Origin of the sequence: Terriglobus roseus DSM 18391, from assembly GCF_000265425.1 — a bacterium.
GTDB lineage: Bacteria > Acidobacteriota > Terriglobia > Terriglobales > Acidobacteriaceae > Terriglobus > Terriglobus roseus.
The window spans coordinates 3,612,795-3,628,250 of the sequence record NC_018014.1 but is presented as its reverse complement, the minus strand read 5'-3'; the positions used below and the strand labels follow the sequence as shown (position 1 = coordinate 3,628,250).

Sequence of the window (15,456 nt, the reverse complement as noted above, 5' to 3'; positions counted from 1 at the left end):
TTTCACATTCCGTGTCGTTGGCTGATCACATTAAATGTCGTAAATCTCTCACATTGCTTGTCGTGCTTCGAAAGCCGGTCTATCAGAATCAAGAACTTACGTCGGCCGCGGCTTTGCCCAGGCGTTGTCGTCACGAGTGGATACGACAAAGAGCGTGACAAAAAAGCGACATTTATTGGTTCTGGTTCACTTTTGGTGAAGCCTCCCACTCTGATATGGAATTGCCTAAGCTGTTGCTGAAGAATGAAGGATTTAAGAGGTCGCGCTACTTCATTCAGCGGCGACCGAGGCGGGAAACTGCGCTCTTTTCGCGGCTGAACGGCGCTCATCACCGAAAGTGAATCAGAGCCTTCCATAGTGGCCGAACCCATGGTAGCTGCGACAGTTCCACCTGCCATCACAACGTCAACGTCTGAGATCCCGATGAAGCTGAGGATACGCTTGAGATAACCGGACTCGTAGTCTGAGCCAGCCGCGGGGAGGCCTTCATCGTATATACCGCCCGAAGCAATGATGATTGTGCAGCGCTTTCCCGTGACAAGCCCTTTGCGTTCTGGCGGCCCTGAGTGCGTAGCTCTCGGACGCACGATCAAATCGATCCAGGCCTTAAGATTTGCCGGAACAGTGAAGTTGTACATCGGTGTCCCGATCAGGATGTGATCAGCTGCAAACAACTCGGCGATTAACTCGTCAGAGATTTTAAGTGCATGCTGCTGCTCTGCCGATCGCTGCTCTGGGGGAACAAAGATGCCGCCAATCCAGGGCACTCCGACAAAGGGGAGGTGGATCTCTGCGAGATCACGAAGCACCACCTGTCCGTCGTCGTGGTTTTTCTCCCACTCGGTGACAAAGTCCTGGCTGAGGATACGAGAGAGCGAACCTATGCCGCGGGGGCTTGATTGGATATTAAGAAGGGTTGCCATATGATTCCTTTCAGGCCGTATAACGGTCCGATAGACAGTCAATGCTATTGACTATCTTTAACTAGACTCGCACGCGCAGCCCATCTAGTCAACCAGGTTTACCATCAATTTAATGAGTACATTTTCTCCTAACGTCGCTCGGGCCCTACTGACCGCAACGCGTGCTCACGCGGCCGCCGTTGTGACGCAACTCGGCCAGCGCGGGTACGTCAACTTCCCGTTTGCGTCGGCCAGTCTGTTGTGGCTCCTTGATGAAAACGGCACGCGGTCAACTACCCTTGCACAGCGTGCGGGAGTGACCAAGCAAGCAATGAGCCAGCAGGTGAAGCAGATGGAGCGTGATGGTTACCTCGAGCAAGTTCCGGACATTACCGATACGCGCGCCAAGGTTGTCAGACTGACGTCGCGGGGTGAGTCCGTGAAAGCTGCCTGCGTGGAGGTGAGAGAAGAACTTAATCAAGCTGTTACGAATTTGGTGGGCAAGGGCAAAGCCCGCGAAATGGAGGCTCATCTAGACGCTGCAACCCGGGCGTTCATCGATATTGCGGCGGGGATTTAGTCCCCTACCGCTCTCCTAATCCCACCAACATTTAGGTAAGTGGGGAAGAACATGGGAATTTCGATTTGCTGCTATCGCATAACTGACGAAGCAGTCATGGTGAAGTGCTGCTTAGTCTCTGGGTTAGAGATTGACCGCAGCAGCTGCACCTCTCGCTTGAATTCCAAATCGAGCGGCAACGGCATTTTGATCGTGAAGCACTGCAGAGGTCGAAGGCCCTCATCTTCAGCGATCTCATTGACGCCACGGAGGACGGCATCCTGCAGCTCGCCTGCGCTTAGGTCTTCCTCTTCCGCAAAGAGCGAGAGCGTCATCCGTTCGGCTGTTCTTCGCCTCATGATTGGCCCAGCATAGCACGTGGTTGGCGCTAAGTGAGCCCGCTTTAAAGAACGCATTTAAACGGACAAACGGCTTTTTACCGGAGCTCGACTAGAGGAGTTGCGTATGTACATACGCAACCCTTTACTGCCGGTTGAGACGGAGATCCTGACTGAAGGTGCAGACCTTAGTGGGGCGGTGTGACCCTCCATGTTGAGCACGCATGATTTAGTCTGCTGGCGAGAAATGGTTCCGTTTCAATTTGCCGCATTTAACCTAAGCAAATGAATACCAATGAGATCGTTTCCGCTATCGATGCCGAAATTGCCAAGCTTCAGCAAGCCCGCGCTCTTCTCAGTGGCTCCTCCGAGCCAGCCGCAACTAAGCGTGGCCCGGGCCGTCCCAAGAAGGCCGCTGCCCCTGCGAACGTTATTGCAAAGCCTGTAGCTCCTAAGCGTGGTCCAGGCCGGCCGAAGAAGGTTGTGGCGCCTGTGAAGGCTGTGGCGAAGCGCACCCTGAGTGCGGAGGGTAAGGCACGCATCGCAGCTGCTCAGAAGAGGCGTTGGGCGGCGGCAAAGGAATCCGCAAAGTAGCAAGTCCGTACCGACTCCAAAGTATTGAAGGGTGGATGAGCAAGAAGCTCATCCACCCTTTTGTTTACTCGCTGGCTCCATCGGGGGATCATCAGCGGCTTCGAGTTTCGAGAGCCGCTTCATGCTGATGGCATGGATCTCAGCGAGCCGGTGCTTGTACGGCACACCCTCGACATCTTCAGTGACCTCGCGGTAACGAAGCGTTCCTTCGAGGGTTATGAGTTGCCCTTTCTGGAGTGTTTTTGCGAACTTCGAGAGGTTGCTCCAAGCAAAGACGCGATGCCACTCGGCGCGATTCTCGTAGTCGCCCTTGTCGTTCTTCCAGCTCTCCTGGGTTGCGATGTTAAGGATGACGTACTCGTTCTTGTTCTGAGCAGTTTGGCTTCTGCGTTCTGTCCGAGGCGGCCGATGAGGATGACTTTGTTGAACATGGTGTTGGCTCCGTTTCTCTTGGTTTGTCCGCTGGATGCGGTACATGCTTGCCCGGAGGGTGTGCCGTCGCCATCCACTCCCTCGGCGATTGACTGGAAGCTATGGAAAGGGACCCCAGCTTGCCTGGGGCAAGGAGTCCATACCTCGAAGAGGCGCGTAGCGGGTTCTAGGAGGGAGAGCGTGCGTCCGAAGGGCGTGGATGCTCTTGGCGCGGCACGCTGAATGCAAACAGAAATGCAAACCGGGAGGGAGCCATCCTGCTCAACTTCTCACTCATGGACGGTAGTTTGCAGAAGCCTGCTCAGAACAACAGAGACGACCTCCACGACCCATGCTGGAAAAGACGATGGTGATGAAGAATAGCGGCTTAGCGGTTAGCCCAGTCTCTCGCCTTCGTCATGGTCCTCCGGATGTAGGAAGCCCGCTTGGAAGGGCTGGGATCGCGGGAGAGATAGTCGTCTTCGAGGGCACGTTCTATCCGAGCTTCATCCATGCCGTTCGCGTAAGCGGCGACACAGAAGGCGATGTCTGCTGCGGCAGGCCGGTCCTGGTACTTGCTTGAGGTGCGGAAGCGTTCCAGCGAAAGAGTGGACAACCTCCGTCCCCTTTGGGGAGCAAGAGAAGCCTGCAGGCGCCGTGCCTGGCGCCCCTGTTCCCGTGCTTCGTAGAGCCCGGTGATCTCTTGGACGAAGTTCTGTGCTTGCGGATACTGCTTGCCGCTGTAGCTCTTGAGGCGAACGAAGGGAAAGAGGCCGTCGGGCTTCTTGTACTTGGGCTTGCAGTTGGTGAAGCCGGGCAGCCTGCCGAAGCGCTCCAGTCCGCGGCGCTTGGGTCAGCGTTATAGGCTGCTGCGAGCGTCTGAGCTGCGAAGGTTCCTAACAGCTTTGGGAAGACTACCGGGTGCTTGAGCCAAGCCTGGAAGTTGCCGGCACTGGTTTCGACGACGGCGCACGGAGTGAAGCCGTCAGCTGTGAGCTTCGCCAGCGAGATCTCGGAGAGATCGTCGAGGGCGGTGTAGCGATGCTCGCCAGAAGGACGGATATAGATATGGGAGCCACGGGCATTGCGGTACTTGAGAACTGAGAGGCTGTCCGCAAAGCTCACGACTGCCCAGCAAGGTGAAGCAGACCTGAAGCGCCGGGAACGGGAGTTTCAGGATCGCGAACGAGAGATCCCGCTCAAGGTAGAACAGGAAGTAAGTGAACGCTTGGATCAAGTGCGTGCCGCGGCTGCAAGCGAGGCGAGCGAGCGTCTGAGCTTGCAGCTCAGCGAGAAGGAACGACAGATCAAGGATCTTGCGACCAAACTTGAGGAGGCTAGCCGGAAGGCGCAGCAGGGTTCTCAGCAGTCCCAAGGCGAAACGCTCGAGCTGCTGTTGGAGGACCAACTCAGGCGCCAGTTTCCTTTCGATGAGTTGCAACCCGTCCCGAAGGGCGAGTTCGGCGGCGATACAGTTCACATCGTGCGCGACAGTTCCGGTCGAGAGTGCGGCCGCATCCTTTGGGAGTTCAAGCGGACCAAAATCTGGCAGTCGGCATGGCTCCCCAAGCTCAGAGGAGATCAACGCAGTGCACGCGCCGATCTAGCGGTGATCGTCTCGCAAGCCATGCCGCCTGATGTGCAGCACTTCAATGAGGTCGACGGCGTATGGATTTCTTCGCTCAGCTGTACCATTCCGGTTGCGACAGCTCTACGAGCTTCGCTTCTCCAACTTGCCGGTCAGCGACGGAATGCGGAGGGTCAACAGGCAAAGAGTGAGCTGCTCTATGCCTACTTGATGGGCGCGCAGTTTCGGGGGCGGATCGAAGCGATTGCAGAGCGGTGGTCTGAGATGCAGAAGGATCTGGCGGACGAGAAGAAAGCGACGATGAGGCGGTGGGCCAAACGTGAAGCACAGCTGCATACGCTGCTTGATTCGACAGCAGGGATCTTTGGAGACGTACAAGGAATAGCCGGGCGCGACCTTGCGGAGATCCAGGCGCTGAGTGAAACGTTGTTGCTGGAATAGCGCGGACGCACCGCCCTTATTCGGCGCTGTAGCTTTGCATATGCATTCGGACCGTCAATCAAACTACTGTTGTTGAACGCTCAGTCGTCTGTTGCTGCTTCACTAAACAGATGCTGTGCGGTCTATGCGGCAGGCATAAGTTCCTGCTGTCCTTGATGCGGGGACGCGACAAAGACTGTAGTGAATGTACGACTCTTGTTGTTACAAAGGCACGCAAGAATTCAATATTTGAGGAGACAATGATGCTCCTTCAAGTGGAGCAACCTAAGCCAGAAAGCGTCTCCCGAAGAGCGCGAACAACATCAACAGCAGGGAGCTAAGGCATCGGCCGAGATGGCAGCGCAGCAACGCAAAGACAACATCGTTCAGGAGTTCAGTCGGCGCCTAAAATCACATGGCATCTCGGACGAGGCTGTTGAGGCTGCTATCGCCAAGATGAAGGCCGCAGCAGAAGGCCATGAGTGAAAGTCTGGAGAAATGGACAGAGGCGCAGACGGGATCTGCCCGGCGCTTTGCGTCTGCTGGCTAATCATCTGAAGCGGAGCGCGATCGCCGCAAGTTTCTGGAACTTGTAAGGCAAAGGCATGGTTTAGGGACTGGCGAAGGGCGCACTCACTTATTACGCTACTTGCGCGTTCCCAGGCTTCTTCAACTGCCTTATTGAGGTATCCGCAACTGTCTTTCAGCCGCGAAGCCTAAAGCGACGTATTCCCGTAGAAGTGCAAGCTGCGCAACATCATCTGCAGCTTCGGACGGAACGAAGATGTAATCCCTGTCCAGACATCTGATGATGCCTTCAGTGATGTACTCGATTAGTTCTGTTTGCTGCATGTCCACAAAGGTTTAGACGCTTGCAGAATACGTCTGAACCCGAGTGGCGAGATGTGTCGTCCCTCCAGTCGGCCACGCGGTGCATTTCTCTCGCGATTTGACTCTACTGGTCGCTTACGGCTCGTTGCTCGGGATAGCTGCTAGTACCACTTCTTCAGCCGGCAGATCAATGCCCCTAATGTCCGAATCAGGCTTCGTCGAGTTTAGGTCTCATTTGCTTGCTCAGAAAGCCGCGACTCAAGTCATAGAGGTGCGGAGGTTGATGCATAAGATGACGCGTCCGGTCCATGGGGTCATGCGCAAGATCATAGGCGGCGCGGGTTTCCGCCAGCGACCGCTGATGATCAGAACCGATCAAGTCTCCTATTGGACAGAATCGCGACCGCACTACATGCTGGATCAGTGAAGGTTAAGAGATCGATGCAAGAATCCGAGAGGGCATGGCTCCGGTCACTAAGAACGGCTGAGCCTCGTCTCTCACTCGCGACACTCTTTCTGGTGGATGGCATAGGCTTTGGCGCTTGGGCGTCGCACGTGCCAGCTTTCAAGCAGATCCTTCATTTGGAGAACAGCTCATTGACCTTTGTCCTGGTTAGCCTGGTCGTTGGGTCGTTGCTCGCCATGCCCCTGACCGGTCAGATGATCGCGAGGTTTGGGAGTCGGGTCGTGATCCGCATGGTGGCCGTTACTTACTGCGCATCCATGCTGTTGCTGGCGCAGTCGGAGAGTTTCGTATCGTTGATCTTGTTTGCTGGCTTCTACGGCGCCGTGAAGGGCGCACTGGATGTATCGGTCAACGCTCAGGCGTTTGCTGTAGAGGAGCACTATGGGCATTCGAGCATGAGTTTTCTGCAGGGCTGCTGGAGTGTCGGTAGCTTGACAGGAGCTGCACTGTCTGGAGCCCTGCTGCATCACAATGGCACCGTTCGTTCGGACCTCTCCCTTGTTGCAGCCATTCTTGCCCTGCTGTGCGCGGGCGCCCTGCCTCGACTAGTGAGTGATAAGACCCCTTCTCAAAGGGCTGCAAAGTTCGTGTTGCCTGACGCGGCTCTGATGCGCCTAGCCATCCTTGCTTTTTTTGGATTGCTGGTCGAAGGAGCAGTGGCGGACTGGGCACCTGTATACCTGCATTCCGATATCAGCGCGACCCTATCAATGTCCGCTGCCGGCTATGCAGCGTATGCGATCACCATGACTGTAACGCGATTCTGCGGCGACGCGGTCGCGCGTAAGTTCTCTGGTCGGCGGATTCTCCAGGCAAGCGGACTACTCATTGCTGGGGGCGTAGGCTTGGTGCTGCTCTCGCGGTCGTACACGTTAGCTGCCGTGGGGCTCATGTTTACAGGCGTAGGAACCGCGAATATCGTGCCGGTGATTCTTGGTGCTGCCGGTCGCGATACAAGGCTCGGTCCGGGGCCAGCCATTTCCGCGGTATCGACGGTTGGATACTTTGGCTTGTTGGCGGGACCGCCGATCATCGGAGGTATCGCGACGATCGCTGGCCTCCGCTTAGCCCTGAGCGTGCTCGCAGTCTGTGGAATCATTGTTGCGACAGGGGCCATGCTTCTGGAAACGAAGCTGCCGGTCAAAGCTGGAGATCGGGCCCTGCAGGGCTCAGAACGGTGATACCCTCCCTCACCGCAGATCCATCGAACCGCGTTGAGTGCCGATGCCTTCGTGTCGGACTTGGGAAGGTGCCGAGTTCGCAGCCGCGCGGTATCGCTGCCCTGTTAACGACTGGCCCGCCGTGGATCGATCAGCAGTGCAAACGTGAGCCCAGCAACAACGCGGTCCAATGCGCTTGGTACGACCCGTATATATGAGGTAACAGCTGGAGGTCTGGCTAGAGCTGCTCGAGTGTCTCTGCCTACCGGCGTGGAATAACAATTTCGCCTCGGATAAAAAGGCGTTCTTCTTCACTCGATAGCGTTACGCGAACCTTAGCGACGGAGTGAGCTGCATCCAGACAACCCAGTCCTTTGTAGCATCCTCCAGGCCCGAAAGTGTTATGTGGAGAACAACGTCGCGCTGCTAGCCTCAGCCACATGGATGTGAGATGGTCAGAAGCGCACGAGTCTGAGCAGGTAGACCTCTTCATCGAGGACAGCGACGTTGCTGTGGTCTACTGGCTTGCTGCCGCAAGAGAACTCGCATCTCGGCAGGGCGCCTGCGGAAAAGGCTGGAGCCGCTTCGTAGATGCTGCGGAAAGCGAGTGCATACGCCGGGGTCTGCCCATCGCTGAAATGTCGAAGCAAAAAGGTTTGATCTTGCTCAGCTAGCTTGTTGGAGAGATTGGGCTTCAAGGGGCCGCTGGTGCAAGATCCGTGCTCGCCCAGTGCCGTGCCACCGCCAAGTTTCTAACGATGCTTGCTGCGCGATAATCCGACGAGCAGTTAGGGAACTCATCCTCACCCTGACAGAAGGTCAGCACTCCCGGCACGCACAGCTCAAATGTCGGCGGGAGATGTCGCTGACGTCACCATATGTCGCCGGCAACGCTGGATGGGTGGAGTCACTCAGAGACAGGTATGTCAATCCGCACATTTACTCTCGGCTTGTTCTTTGCGGCGTTCACGCTCCAGAGCTTGGCACAGCAGGCAGTTGAGACATCAGCGGCCGGAGGCCGGACCACAATTCTCAATGTTGTGGTTTCGTCGCAGACCCGTGAGCCGGTTCCTGGCCTTACTCCCAGCGACTTCAGGCTCCTCGACAACAAGTTGCAGCGCCCTATCATTTCTGTGAAGCAGGTGGAGGCGAAACAGGAGCCGATGTCCGCCCTCATCGTCATCGACGCAGTGAACATTGGGTACACGCGCGTTGCGTTTGTGCGCAATCAAGTGACGAAGTTCCTCAGATCAAATGAGGGTCATCTTGCACAGCCCACCTCGATTGTCATTCTGACGGATAAAGGAGCGCAAGTTCAGAGGGGCTTGTCGACAGACGGCAATGCTCTTGATGTAGGTCTCGGCGAGGCGGAGATTGGCCTGCGGGAGATCCGCCGGAGTTCCGGTATCTGGGGCGCGGACGAACGGTTCGGGATGTCGCTCACAGCACTAAAGCAACTTATCGCCTACGGCGGCACTCTGCCAGGACGAAAACTGGTTCTGTGGATTTCACCAGGCTGGCCGCTGCTTACCGGACCGCGCATCGATCTCTCCAATCGACAGCAGCAGCAAGTGTTCGATGATGTCGTGGCGCTGAAGCGGGACATGAGGAGGAGCAATGTGACGCTTTACAGCGTTAATCCACTAGGCCCAGAAGAGGATCTGGCTCGGGCCGGTTACTACCAGTCGTTCTTGAAAGGGATCAACTCGTCTTCGCAAGCTGACATTGCGGACTTGAGCCTGCAAGTGCTGTCCGTACAGAGTGGAGGACTTGTGCTTAATAGCAGCGATGTCACTGGCAATTCGAGCCAATGCTTAGCGGATGGTCGATCCTGGTACGAGCTGCGCTTCGAAACCTCTGAAGCGGAGCACCCAAACGAATACCACTCGATAGAGGTGCAGACGGACAAACCTGGGATCGTCGCTCGGACGTGGACCGGCTACTATGCGCAGCCATAAATCCTGTGTCTCGCACATCCCGTTTGGCAGTGCAAGGGATATGGACGCATACGCACCACCCGTCGGCTTGGAAAGGAGCTTGGATTAGATCACTTCACGGAGTGGACGACATTCAAGAATGACCACTAGCGCAGCGGCAAGCACCCCCGGCGTAAATGCGAATGCAGCCAGTATGAGTGAGGTCATGAGCAGGGTTTGTCCAAGTGCATCTGGCTTGAACATGCACTCAGGATAGTAACGTGACAACGCCAGAAGGAGTCTTGCTAAAGCTGTGGATGGTGTTGCCGTTCTCATCCAGATGGGTTACGGTCACCAGGTCTTCGGAGATCTGAAGATGGGTAAATCCATGTACCTCGGCAGCGAAAGGGCCATCGCTAGGACTCTTGAGCCGATTGAGGGCGGCGCCACCACCTCCAGAAAGCACGAAGGATGTTGGGTGCCCCGCGAACTCCAAGTGCTGCATGTCGTGGTCATGACCCGCAAGGTACAAGTGAACGCCCGCCTTCCGCAAGAGCGGATCCCAGTCCCGGATAAGGGTTTGATTGTCGCCATGTGCCCCATTCGTGTACAGGGGGTGATGGGCGATGACAGCAAGAAATGGAGTTTCGAGCGGTTCGGCTAAGGTCTGCGTTAGCCACGCGAGTTGCTCGCGGCGCTCTGCATCCGTCTGCGCGTAGTAGTTACCTCTGGGGTGTGGCTGGGCTGGCTCGTCACCCATATTGCTGTCGAGCATGATGCAGGTGATGAGAGGGGCTTTGGCTGGGAGCAGGACCTTATAGTAGCGGCTTGGCATGGTCCAGCGGGACGTGCCGAGTGCTGAGTAGGCGAGTTCCGCCTCATACTTCGATTGTGGATCGTTCTGATAGTCGTGATTGCCAGGGACGGCGTACACAGGGCAGTTGTACGATTCCGACGGATAGATCGTCTCAAATTGGGACTGCCAGCGGGGATCGGAGACGCCGCCTGGAAGCTCGCCATAAAAGTTATCGCCGAGCATGAGAAGCGCATTGGGCGAAAGGGCATGTGTTCTGACGTAGCTTTGCATCGCGCTAGCCACCTGATGCTGCGCCGTTAGATCGCCCACCCAACCCCAATCTCCGAGAGCCATGACGTTGATGGGTGCCTCGACAAGAGGACGAACGATGGTTTCGCAGCCGGCGAGCATCGCTGCCGCGGAGAATGCAAAGGTCGTCTTGAGAAAGCCGCGGCGGGTAAGAGGTAAGTCCATAGCAGTTGTTCACCAGGTATACAAGCAACTTCACTTCTACGTTTGCACCTTGGCAGCAGTATCTGCGCTCTCCGGGCATGTCAATACGCGCCGACAGAACGAGCTTAGCTATTCCTGTCGTCTTTGCTGCTGATGGACTCGTCAGAGAGCAGACTATGAACACATCCGCGATCGCACCGAAGTGTCTGCTTGCCGTTGGCTCGGCCTTTCTCAGCATTGTTGCCATGGGATGCGGAACAGTTGCCGTTGCAACAGGTTCACCTGGAAGCGCGGCTGGAACGCCTGCAAATTGTGGCGCCCCTGGGAGCCTTGGCCGAGGTGTCACAAGCGGCGATCCAAACTTCACGTTGGCCGTGCCATCTGGAACAGAGTTCACAATGTATCCCGGCCAGACCGTGACGCTGCCGGTCAGTGTTATGAGCAAAAATGGCGGCGCGGGCATAGTGACGCTGCAGGTGAGTGGATTGCCCTCGGGAGTGACGGCGGCGCCAGTGAAGGTGCCGATCGGACGTACAGCAAACTTAATCTTCACGAGTTCGCTCTCGGCTGCTACAGAATGCTTTACGGGCGCATCTCCGTATTACATCGCTACCAGCACGCTCAACTTGAACGGAAGTGGCACTGGCGGCAGCCAAGCATTCGGCGTAGATCTAGATGTAAACCTGAGCAATCCTGCATTCAAGCCGGTCAGCACGGACTTGCCCACTCTCGACATCGAGACAGCGGGCAACGTGGAGGTGACGAGCGAGGACGATTATACAAACGCAACGATGACGCTGATCGATCCCAGGAAGCCCGACGATGGCTTCAGTGGCAGCATGACCATCAAGGGGCACGGCAATAGCACGTGGGGAATGCCCAAAAAGCCCTATCGGATTAAGCTGCCCTCCAAAAGCAAATTGCTGAACATGCCCAGCGAGAAAAATTGGGTTCTGCTTGCGAACTATGACGATAAGACCATGTTGCGCGATGCGCTTGCATCGAAAGTCTCCAACATTACCGGTGCGCCGTGGGCACCGCGCTCAGCATTTGTGGAACTGACGCTGAATGGGGAATACGAAGGCACCTATCAGTTGATAGAGAACGTGGACGTTAACGGCAGTCGTGTGGCTATTGCGGATTCTGACGCGAGCACGGACCCGACCCAGGAGGGGTACCTTCTCGAAATCGATGCTCATGAAGGGGCAAGCTATCACTGGGCTACTCCGCATGGCCTTGATATCAGCTCGGACGATCCCGATCCTCCTACAGCAGATCAGGAAGCCTACATCACTCCATTAGTCAATACAGCGGAGGCTGGCTTCTTCACTACGACCGCTCCCGATGCCAATGCTGGTTGGCGCTCGAAGTGGGATCAGGATTCTGTCGTGGACTGGTTTATCACCAACGAGCTGATGGGGAACCAGGATGCCGATGCATACTCGTCGGACTACTTCTATAAAGATGCCAATAGCGCCCTCTTCCATATGGGGCCGATCTGGGATTTTGACATCTCGAGCGGTAACGATAACTATGGTTCAATCCAAGACCCCACTGTGCCGTGGGTGAAGACACAGCACCCGTGGTTTGTGGGGCTGTTTCAGAATGATCCGACGTTTACGACGGCGGTAAAGGCTCGATGGACTGCTATTCGTCCACAGGTAGACAGTCTGTCCTCCTTCATTGATGCAAATGCGGAAACGCTGCAGCAGGCCTCACAGAACAATTACGCGCGCTGGCCGACGCTGTATCAGAAGGTCTGGCCCAATCCAGAAGCGGCCGGCAGCTATAGCGGAGAGATCAACTATCTGAAGGATTGGCTCTCAAAGCGGATTGCTTACATGGATAGCGAATACTTGAGTGAGTGATGGTACGCAGCTCTCATCTTCGTATAGGTCTAGGTGAGATTTCGCACGTCCTTCACTCCCCCTAAGCGCAACGGCGTTCGCGACCTGCAGGCCAACTTCCCACGACGGCGTGTATCGTTACCCATCCCGCACAGCGCTAGAAATGCTGAAGGATCTGTCGGCCAATCACCTCTCCCTTGCAAGTCGCCCTAGACCTTGTTAAATTGCGCAACAGGTCTCAGAGGCCGCGTAAAAGGAGAGCTACATGCCGAACCCCATTCAAGTGGGTGCGAACGAATTTCGTTACGCCGAGGTAAGAACCGGAACTCGCTGCATCAAAATATGGACCACAGGCAAGACGGCCCAGTGTTACAAGTTCAATCCCGATCCGCATCTAGATGGTGCCTACAACAAGGATCAAGCCGGCTTTTACCGTGATGCGGCTGTGGCCATCGCTAGCATCTTCAATAGCAAAGGCAGCTTTCCCAGATTCGGCAAAGCCACCATCGAGGTTTACGGGAAAGTCTACCTGCTCGAAGAAGGCAGTTGCTCTTAGGACACCCAACGAAAGTCTTCCGAAGGGCGTGGGTCGCCTCTCAAGCGGATCGGACAGCTTGGTCGCATAGAGCGATCTGCCGACGGCGATACCAGCGTATTTCATACGCGTTTGCTATTCCTGTCGTAATCATCGCCTTAGCTTCTTGTCGTCTCTCACGCCTCGATTCCCATCGAGAATAATCATCTCGCCGCGCTTACTACGTGAAGCGCGTTGGTTTCTAAGTTCCGCCCCTTAATCATGTTTAGTAAGAACTGCCGCAATTAGAAAGGACCTCATGCCCCCGATTCGACTGGACCTTGTACGTCAACTTGCAGACGGTAAAACGGAGAAGAAATACAGCGCCTACGACGGAGATATCACGCAGCATACCCTTGCCAATCTCCGCACTCACCTTTCCAAGGACGCCTCTATTTTAGATGGGAAGGACCGTTTCAAAGACCCGGGAGAGGACAAGGATCTAGACCTTAGCGCAGAGTCGCTCTTCACTTTAGACGAGATCATTAATGGCGGAGGGAATGAGACCGGAGCAAAGATCAGGCAACCTATTACCATCTTCACCGCGGCTTACATCGCCGAGAAGAATGCTCCTGCGCCCCCGCCCGTAGTCCAACCCGCACCAGATCCGATCATCCCCCTGAACGTCATTCGGAAGCCTTCAGGGATCGGCGGAAAAGACAAAATCATAAAAATCCTCAAGAGTGAGCTCTATGCGATGAAGCTCGAGACACTTGCGGAAAAGCTGGTATCGAGGGGCTTCATACTGGAAGGCGATCTGTTTGTTGAACAGGGCACCGTCATTGACAAAGATCGAGCCGTCGGCAGGCAGGTTTCCGAAATTTTAGAGACGCTTGATGACAAGTACTCTATCGAACTGCTCTCAAAGACCGAGGCCGCTAAGTCCATCGAGAACGACAAGTGGAGAGACTACGTCCCCGCGATCAAAGCGGCCGATTTCAAGGTGGACCTCACCGCGCCCACGCTAACGGACTACACCTTCGCGAAAGATCAGACTATTGAGGAAAAGGACGGCTTCGGGTCTATCGCAATCAAATTGCCGGCCTCGGCGAAGGCGCGTCAACTTTCGGATATGACAGAGGCCGAGCGGGAGAGACTACTGATTAACTGCCGTCTCTACCCTCGTAAGGGAGATGATGCAACGTGTGCAGCCCTCGCCATGCGCGATGACATCGAGTTTTGCGGCTCGAATGTCATAACCTGCAAAACTATCCGGCTCGAGTCTTCTCAACTCTCACGCCAGGACACGGTCAATTTCTCTTACTCGGAAGAAATCAGCAAGTGGCAGACATACATGGTCGAAGCCAGCAAACTGGGCGTGAGTGTGCCGCTCACCTTCGGCCTCAATGCTGGGGGAGGGCACTCGACGACCAAGCAAGTGTTTGCGAAAGGTGTTACCGCCCACCTCAGCAAGGTGCTCTCGCTGCCCAAGGCAGAAGTGATTCTTGAAGGAGTAGAACTCGCGAAAATCTTCGTGGATGCTGTATCCGCCGCGGTGGCGCAGAAGTCCGGGCTGCAGTTAATGAAAGTTCTCGGAAAGTACGGGCACTTTGTCGCGACGCACTTTGTGCTTGGCGGCAAAATTGTCTGCACGTCCTCAAAGACTTTAACGGACCAAAACGAACGTGATGAACTTGGCTGGAGCTTCAATGCTTCCGCCAGCGGAGCATTTGAAGCGCAGGGCGTTCCTGTCGAACTGGGTGCAGGCGGCGGCGTGACGAAGGGCGAGAAGTCAGACATTACAAAGATTGACCAGCGTTACGAGCTCGTGGTGAAGACCACCGGTGGATTCGGCGAGGGGAGCTCATCCGAAACTGCAAAGCTTGGGGGAGACTGGCTCCATACGATCTCGACGCAGCCCCTTACCTGGCGGGTTATTGGATTCAAGGATGAAGAGATCCGTCCCACGCTCGACTATCTGACCGACGAGACGCTCAAGGCAAATGCCAAAACGCTTCTGCGCGAGTATTTCGTTAGCCAGCTCGTACTGAGGAAATCCGAGGCAGTTGGCGGTTCTGGCGGGGATGTTTGGAGCGAGCAGAGCCTCGCAAAGTTCAACAACAGGATAGCCGGGTATAATGCCCTGTTCGGAAACAACATCGACTCGATCCGGTTTACATATGAAGATAGGGGCAACGGTAAACAAACCACCGGGGAATGGCACGGCTGGAGCAAGGAGACGGAGCACCCCTATACTTTCGGTAACAACGACGAGGTAGTTGGGATTGAGGTCGGCTGGGAGACAAGTGTGGATCACATATTCATCTACACACAAAGTGGCGCCAACACCTCAGATGCGAAGGGCAAGAAGGGCGGAGCCGTCTACAGCCACCTATTCAAGGAGCCGCGAATCCGCGGATTTCACGGTCGCGCTGGCAAATTCCTCGATGCGCTCGGAGTCTATTACTATGACCTTTCGAACGACTTGGGTGGCATCCACAAATCGGCCCTCCTGTCGTTAGAACGCTACCTCTTCTCGCCTCGGTGAGCACCCTCCAAGGTCGCACTGCCGGTCGTACGTAGGTCACCTGATCTCGAACGACCGGCAGGAACGATCTGCGAGGAAACCTAATCAATCAGCAGCAGATTCGAGGGGACCTA

14 protein-coding genes and 1 pseudogene are annotated in these 15,456 nt (G+C 55.7%); 8 read left to right on the top strand and 7 right to left on the bottom strand.

The features are described from left to right. Nucleotides 1-2: 2 nt before the first annotated feature. Complete coding sequence (locus tag TERRO_RS23710) at nucleotides 3-923, bottom strand: FMN-dependent NADH-azoreductase (RefSeq protein WP_014786483.1); 921 nt, start codon at nucleotides 921-923, stop codon at nucleotides 3-5. A gap of 112 nt (nucleotides 924-1,035) precedes the next feature. Between TERRO_RS23710 and TERRO_RS22185 the strand changes: the two genes are divergently transcribed. Then, nucleotides 1,036-1,482, top strand: coding sequence for a MarR family winged helix-turn-helix transcriptional regulator (locus TERRO_RS22185; RefSeq protein WP_014786482.1), 447 nt, complete (start codon nucleotides 1,036-1,038; stop codon nucleotides 1,480-1,482). A 71-nt stretch (nucleotides 1,483-1,553) separates the two neighbouring features. Here TERRO_RS22185 and TERRO_RS14710 read toward each other — a convergent pair whose 3' ends face one another. Continuing rightward, nucleotides 1,554-1,820: a hypothetical protein gene (locus TERRO_RS14710; protein WP_157178367.1), complete on the bottom strand. Its 267-nt coding sequence runs from the start codon at nucleotides 1,818-1,820 to the stop codon at nucleotides 1,554-1,556. A 264-nt stretch (nucleotides 1,821-2,084) separates the two neighbouring features. On the opposite strand from TERRO_RS14710, the gene TERRO_RS14705 reads away from it, so the two are divergent. After that, nucleotides 2,085-2,393 (top strand): hypothetical protein, encoded by a 309-nt coding sequence (locus TERRO_RS14705; RefSeq protein WP_014786480.1) that lies wholly within the window; start codon nucleotides 2,085-2,087, stop codon nucleotides 2,391-2,393. Between the two features lie 48 nt (nucleotides 2,394-2,441). On the opposite strand, the gene TERRO_RS14700 is transcribed toward TERRO_RS14705, so the two are convergent. The 3 genes and pseudogenes from TERRO_RS14700 to TERRO_RS23945 all read right to left on the bottom strand — a co-directional run. Further along, entirely contained in the window at nucleotides 2,442-2,870 is a 429-nt protein-coding gene (locus tag TERRO_RS14700) for a single-stranded DNA-binding protein (protein ID WP_014786479.1), read from the bottom strand. A 322-nt stretch (nucleotides 2,871-3,192) separates the two neighbouring features. Next, a complete protein-coding gene (locus TERRO_RS23950; protein ID WP_014786478.1) occupies nucleotides 3,193-3,420 on the bottom strand; it encodes a hypothetical protein in 228 nt (75 codons plus the stop codon). A 123-nt stretch (nucleotides 3,421-3,543) separates the two neighbouring features. Next, nucleotides 3,544-3,929 (bottom strand): annotated as a pseudogene (locus TERRO_RS23945) (RepB family DNA primase); the annotation flags it as partial. Nucleotides 3,930-4,083: 154 nt separating this feature from the next. Between TERRO_RS23945 and TERRO_RS14690 the strand changes: the two are divergent. Both TERRO_RS14690 and TERRO_RS14680 read left to right on the top strand, forming a co-directional pair. Next, nucleotides 4,084-4,833 (top strand): DUF2130 domain-containing protein, encoded by a 750-nt coding sequence (locus tag TERRO_RS14690; RefSeq protein WP_245536104.1) that lies wholly within the window; start codon nucleotides 4,084-4,086, stop codon nucleotides 4,831-4,833. A gap of 1,251 nt (nucleotides 4,834-6,084) precedes the next feature. Beyond that, nucleotides 6,085-7,290 (top strand): MFS transporter, encoded by a 1,206-nt coding sequence (locus tag TERRO_RS14680; protein ID WP_014786475.1) that lies wholly within the window; start codon nucleotides 6,085-6,087, stop codon nucleotides 7,288-7,290. Between the two features lie 434 nt (nucleotides 7,291-7,724). On the opposite strand, the gene TERRO_RS23195 is transcribed toward TERRO_RS14680, so the two are convergent. Next, nucleotides 7,725-7,967, bottom strand: coding sequence for a hypothetical protein (locus tag TERRO_RS23195; RefSeq protein WP_157178365.1), 243 nt, complete (start codon nucleotides 7,965-7,967; stop codon nucleotides 7,725-7,727). 225 nt (nucleotides 7,968-8,192) lie between these two features. Between TERRO_RS23195 and TERRO_RS14670 the strand changes: the two genes are divergently transcribed. Further along, entirely contained in the window at nucleotides 8,193-9,227 is a 1,035-nt protein-coding gene (locus TERRO_RS14670) for a VWA domain-containing protein (protein WP_014786474.1), read from the top strand. Between the two features lie 226 nt (nucleotides 9,228-9,453). Here the strand turns inward: TERRO_RS14670 and TERRO_RS14665 are convergent, their stop codons facing one another. Then, complete coding sequence (locus tag TERRO_RS14665) at nucleotides 9,454-10,455, bottom strand: metallophosphoesterase (protein WP_014786473.1); 1,002 nt, start codon at nucleotides 10,453-10,455, stop codon at nucleotides 9,454-9,456. Nucleotides 10,456-10,610: 155 nt separating this feature from the next. Between TERRO_RS14665 and TERRO_RS14660 the strand changes: the two genes are divergently transcribed. From TERRO_RS14660 to TERRO_RS14650, 3 genes are all read left to right on the top strand, one after another. Continuing rightward, complete coding sequence (locus TERRO_RS14660) at nucleotides 10,611-12,302, top strand: CotH kinase family protein (protein ID WP_041592613.1); 1,692 nt, start codon at nucleotides 10,611-10,613, stop codon at nucleotides 12,300-12,302. 244 nt (nucleotides 12,303-12,546) lie between these two features. Next, nucleotides 12,547-12,837 carry a hypothetical protein gene (locus TERRO_RS14655; protein ID WP_014786471.1) on the top strand — a complete coding sequence of 97 codons (291 nt, stop codon included), beginning with the start codon at nucleotides 12,547-12,549 and terminating at the stop codon, nucleotides 12,835-12,837. Nucleotides 12,838-13,114: 277 nt separating this feature from the next. Beyond that, complete coding sequence (locus TERRO_RS14650; protein ID WP_014786470.1) at nucleotides 13,115-15,343, top strand: jacalin-like lectin; 2,229 nt, start codon at nucleotides 13,115-13,117, stop codon at nucleotides 15,341-15,343. The last annotated feature ends 113 nt before the right edge of the window (nucleotides 15,344-15,456 follow it).

Coding starts and splice junctions, on each gene's coding strand:
- TERRO_RS23710 (WP_014786483.1), bottom strand. CDS start 923: ATGGCAACCCTTCTTAATATCCAATCAAGCCCCCGCGGCATAGGTTCG.
- TERRO_RS22185 (WP_014786482.1), top strand. CDS start 1,036: ATGAGTACATTTTCTCCTAACGTCGCTCGGGCCCTACTGACCGCAACG.
- TERRO_RS14710 (WP_157178367.1), bottom strand. CDS start 1,820: ATGAGGCGAAGAACAGCCGAACGGATGACGCTCTCGCTCTTTGCGGAA.
- TERRO_RS14705 (WP_014786480.1), top strand. CDS start 2,085: ATGAATACCAATGAGATCGTTTCCGCTATCGATGCCGAAATTGCCAAG.
- TERRO_RS14700 (WP_014786479.1), bottom strand. CDS start 2,870: ATGTACCGCATCCAGCGGACAAACCAAGAGAAACGGAGCCAACACCAT.
- TERRO_RS14680 (WP_014786475.1), top strand. CDS start 6,085: ATGCAAGAATCCGAGAGGGCATGGCTCCGGTCACTAAGAACGGCTGAG.
- TERRO_RS14670 (WP_014786474.1), top strand. CDS start 8,193: ATGTCAATCCGCACATTTACTCTCGGCTTGTTCTTTGCGGCGTTCACG.
- TERRO_RS14665 (WP_014786473.1), bottom strand. CDS start 10,455: ATGGACTTACCTCTTACCCGCCGCGGCTTTCTCAAGACGACCTTTGCA.
- TERRO_RS14660 (WP_041592613.1), top strand. CDS start 10,611: ATGAACACATCCGCGATCGCACCGAAGTGTCTGCTTGCCGTTGGCTCG.
- TERRO_RS14655 (WP_014786471.1), top strand. CDS start 12,547: ATGCCGAACCCCATTCAAGTGGGTGCGAACGAATTTCGTTACGCCGAG.
- TERRO_RS14650 (WP_014786470.1), top strand. CDS start 13,115: ATGCCCCCGATTCGACTGGACCTTGTACGTCAACTTGCAGACGGTAAA.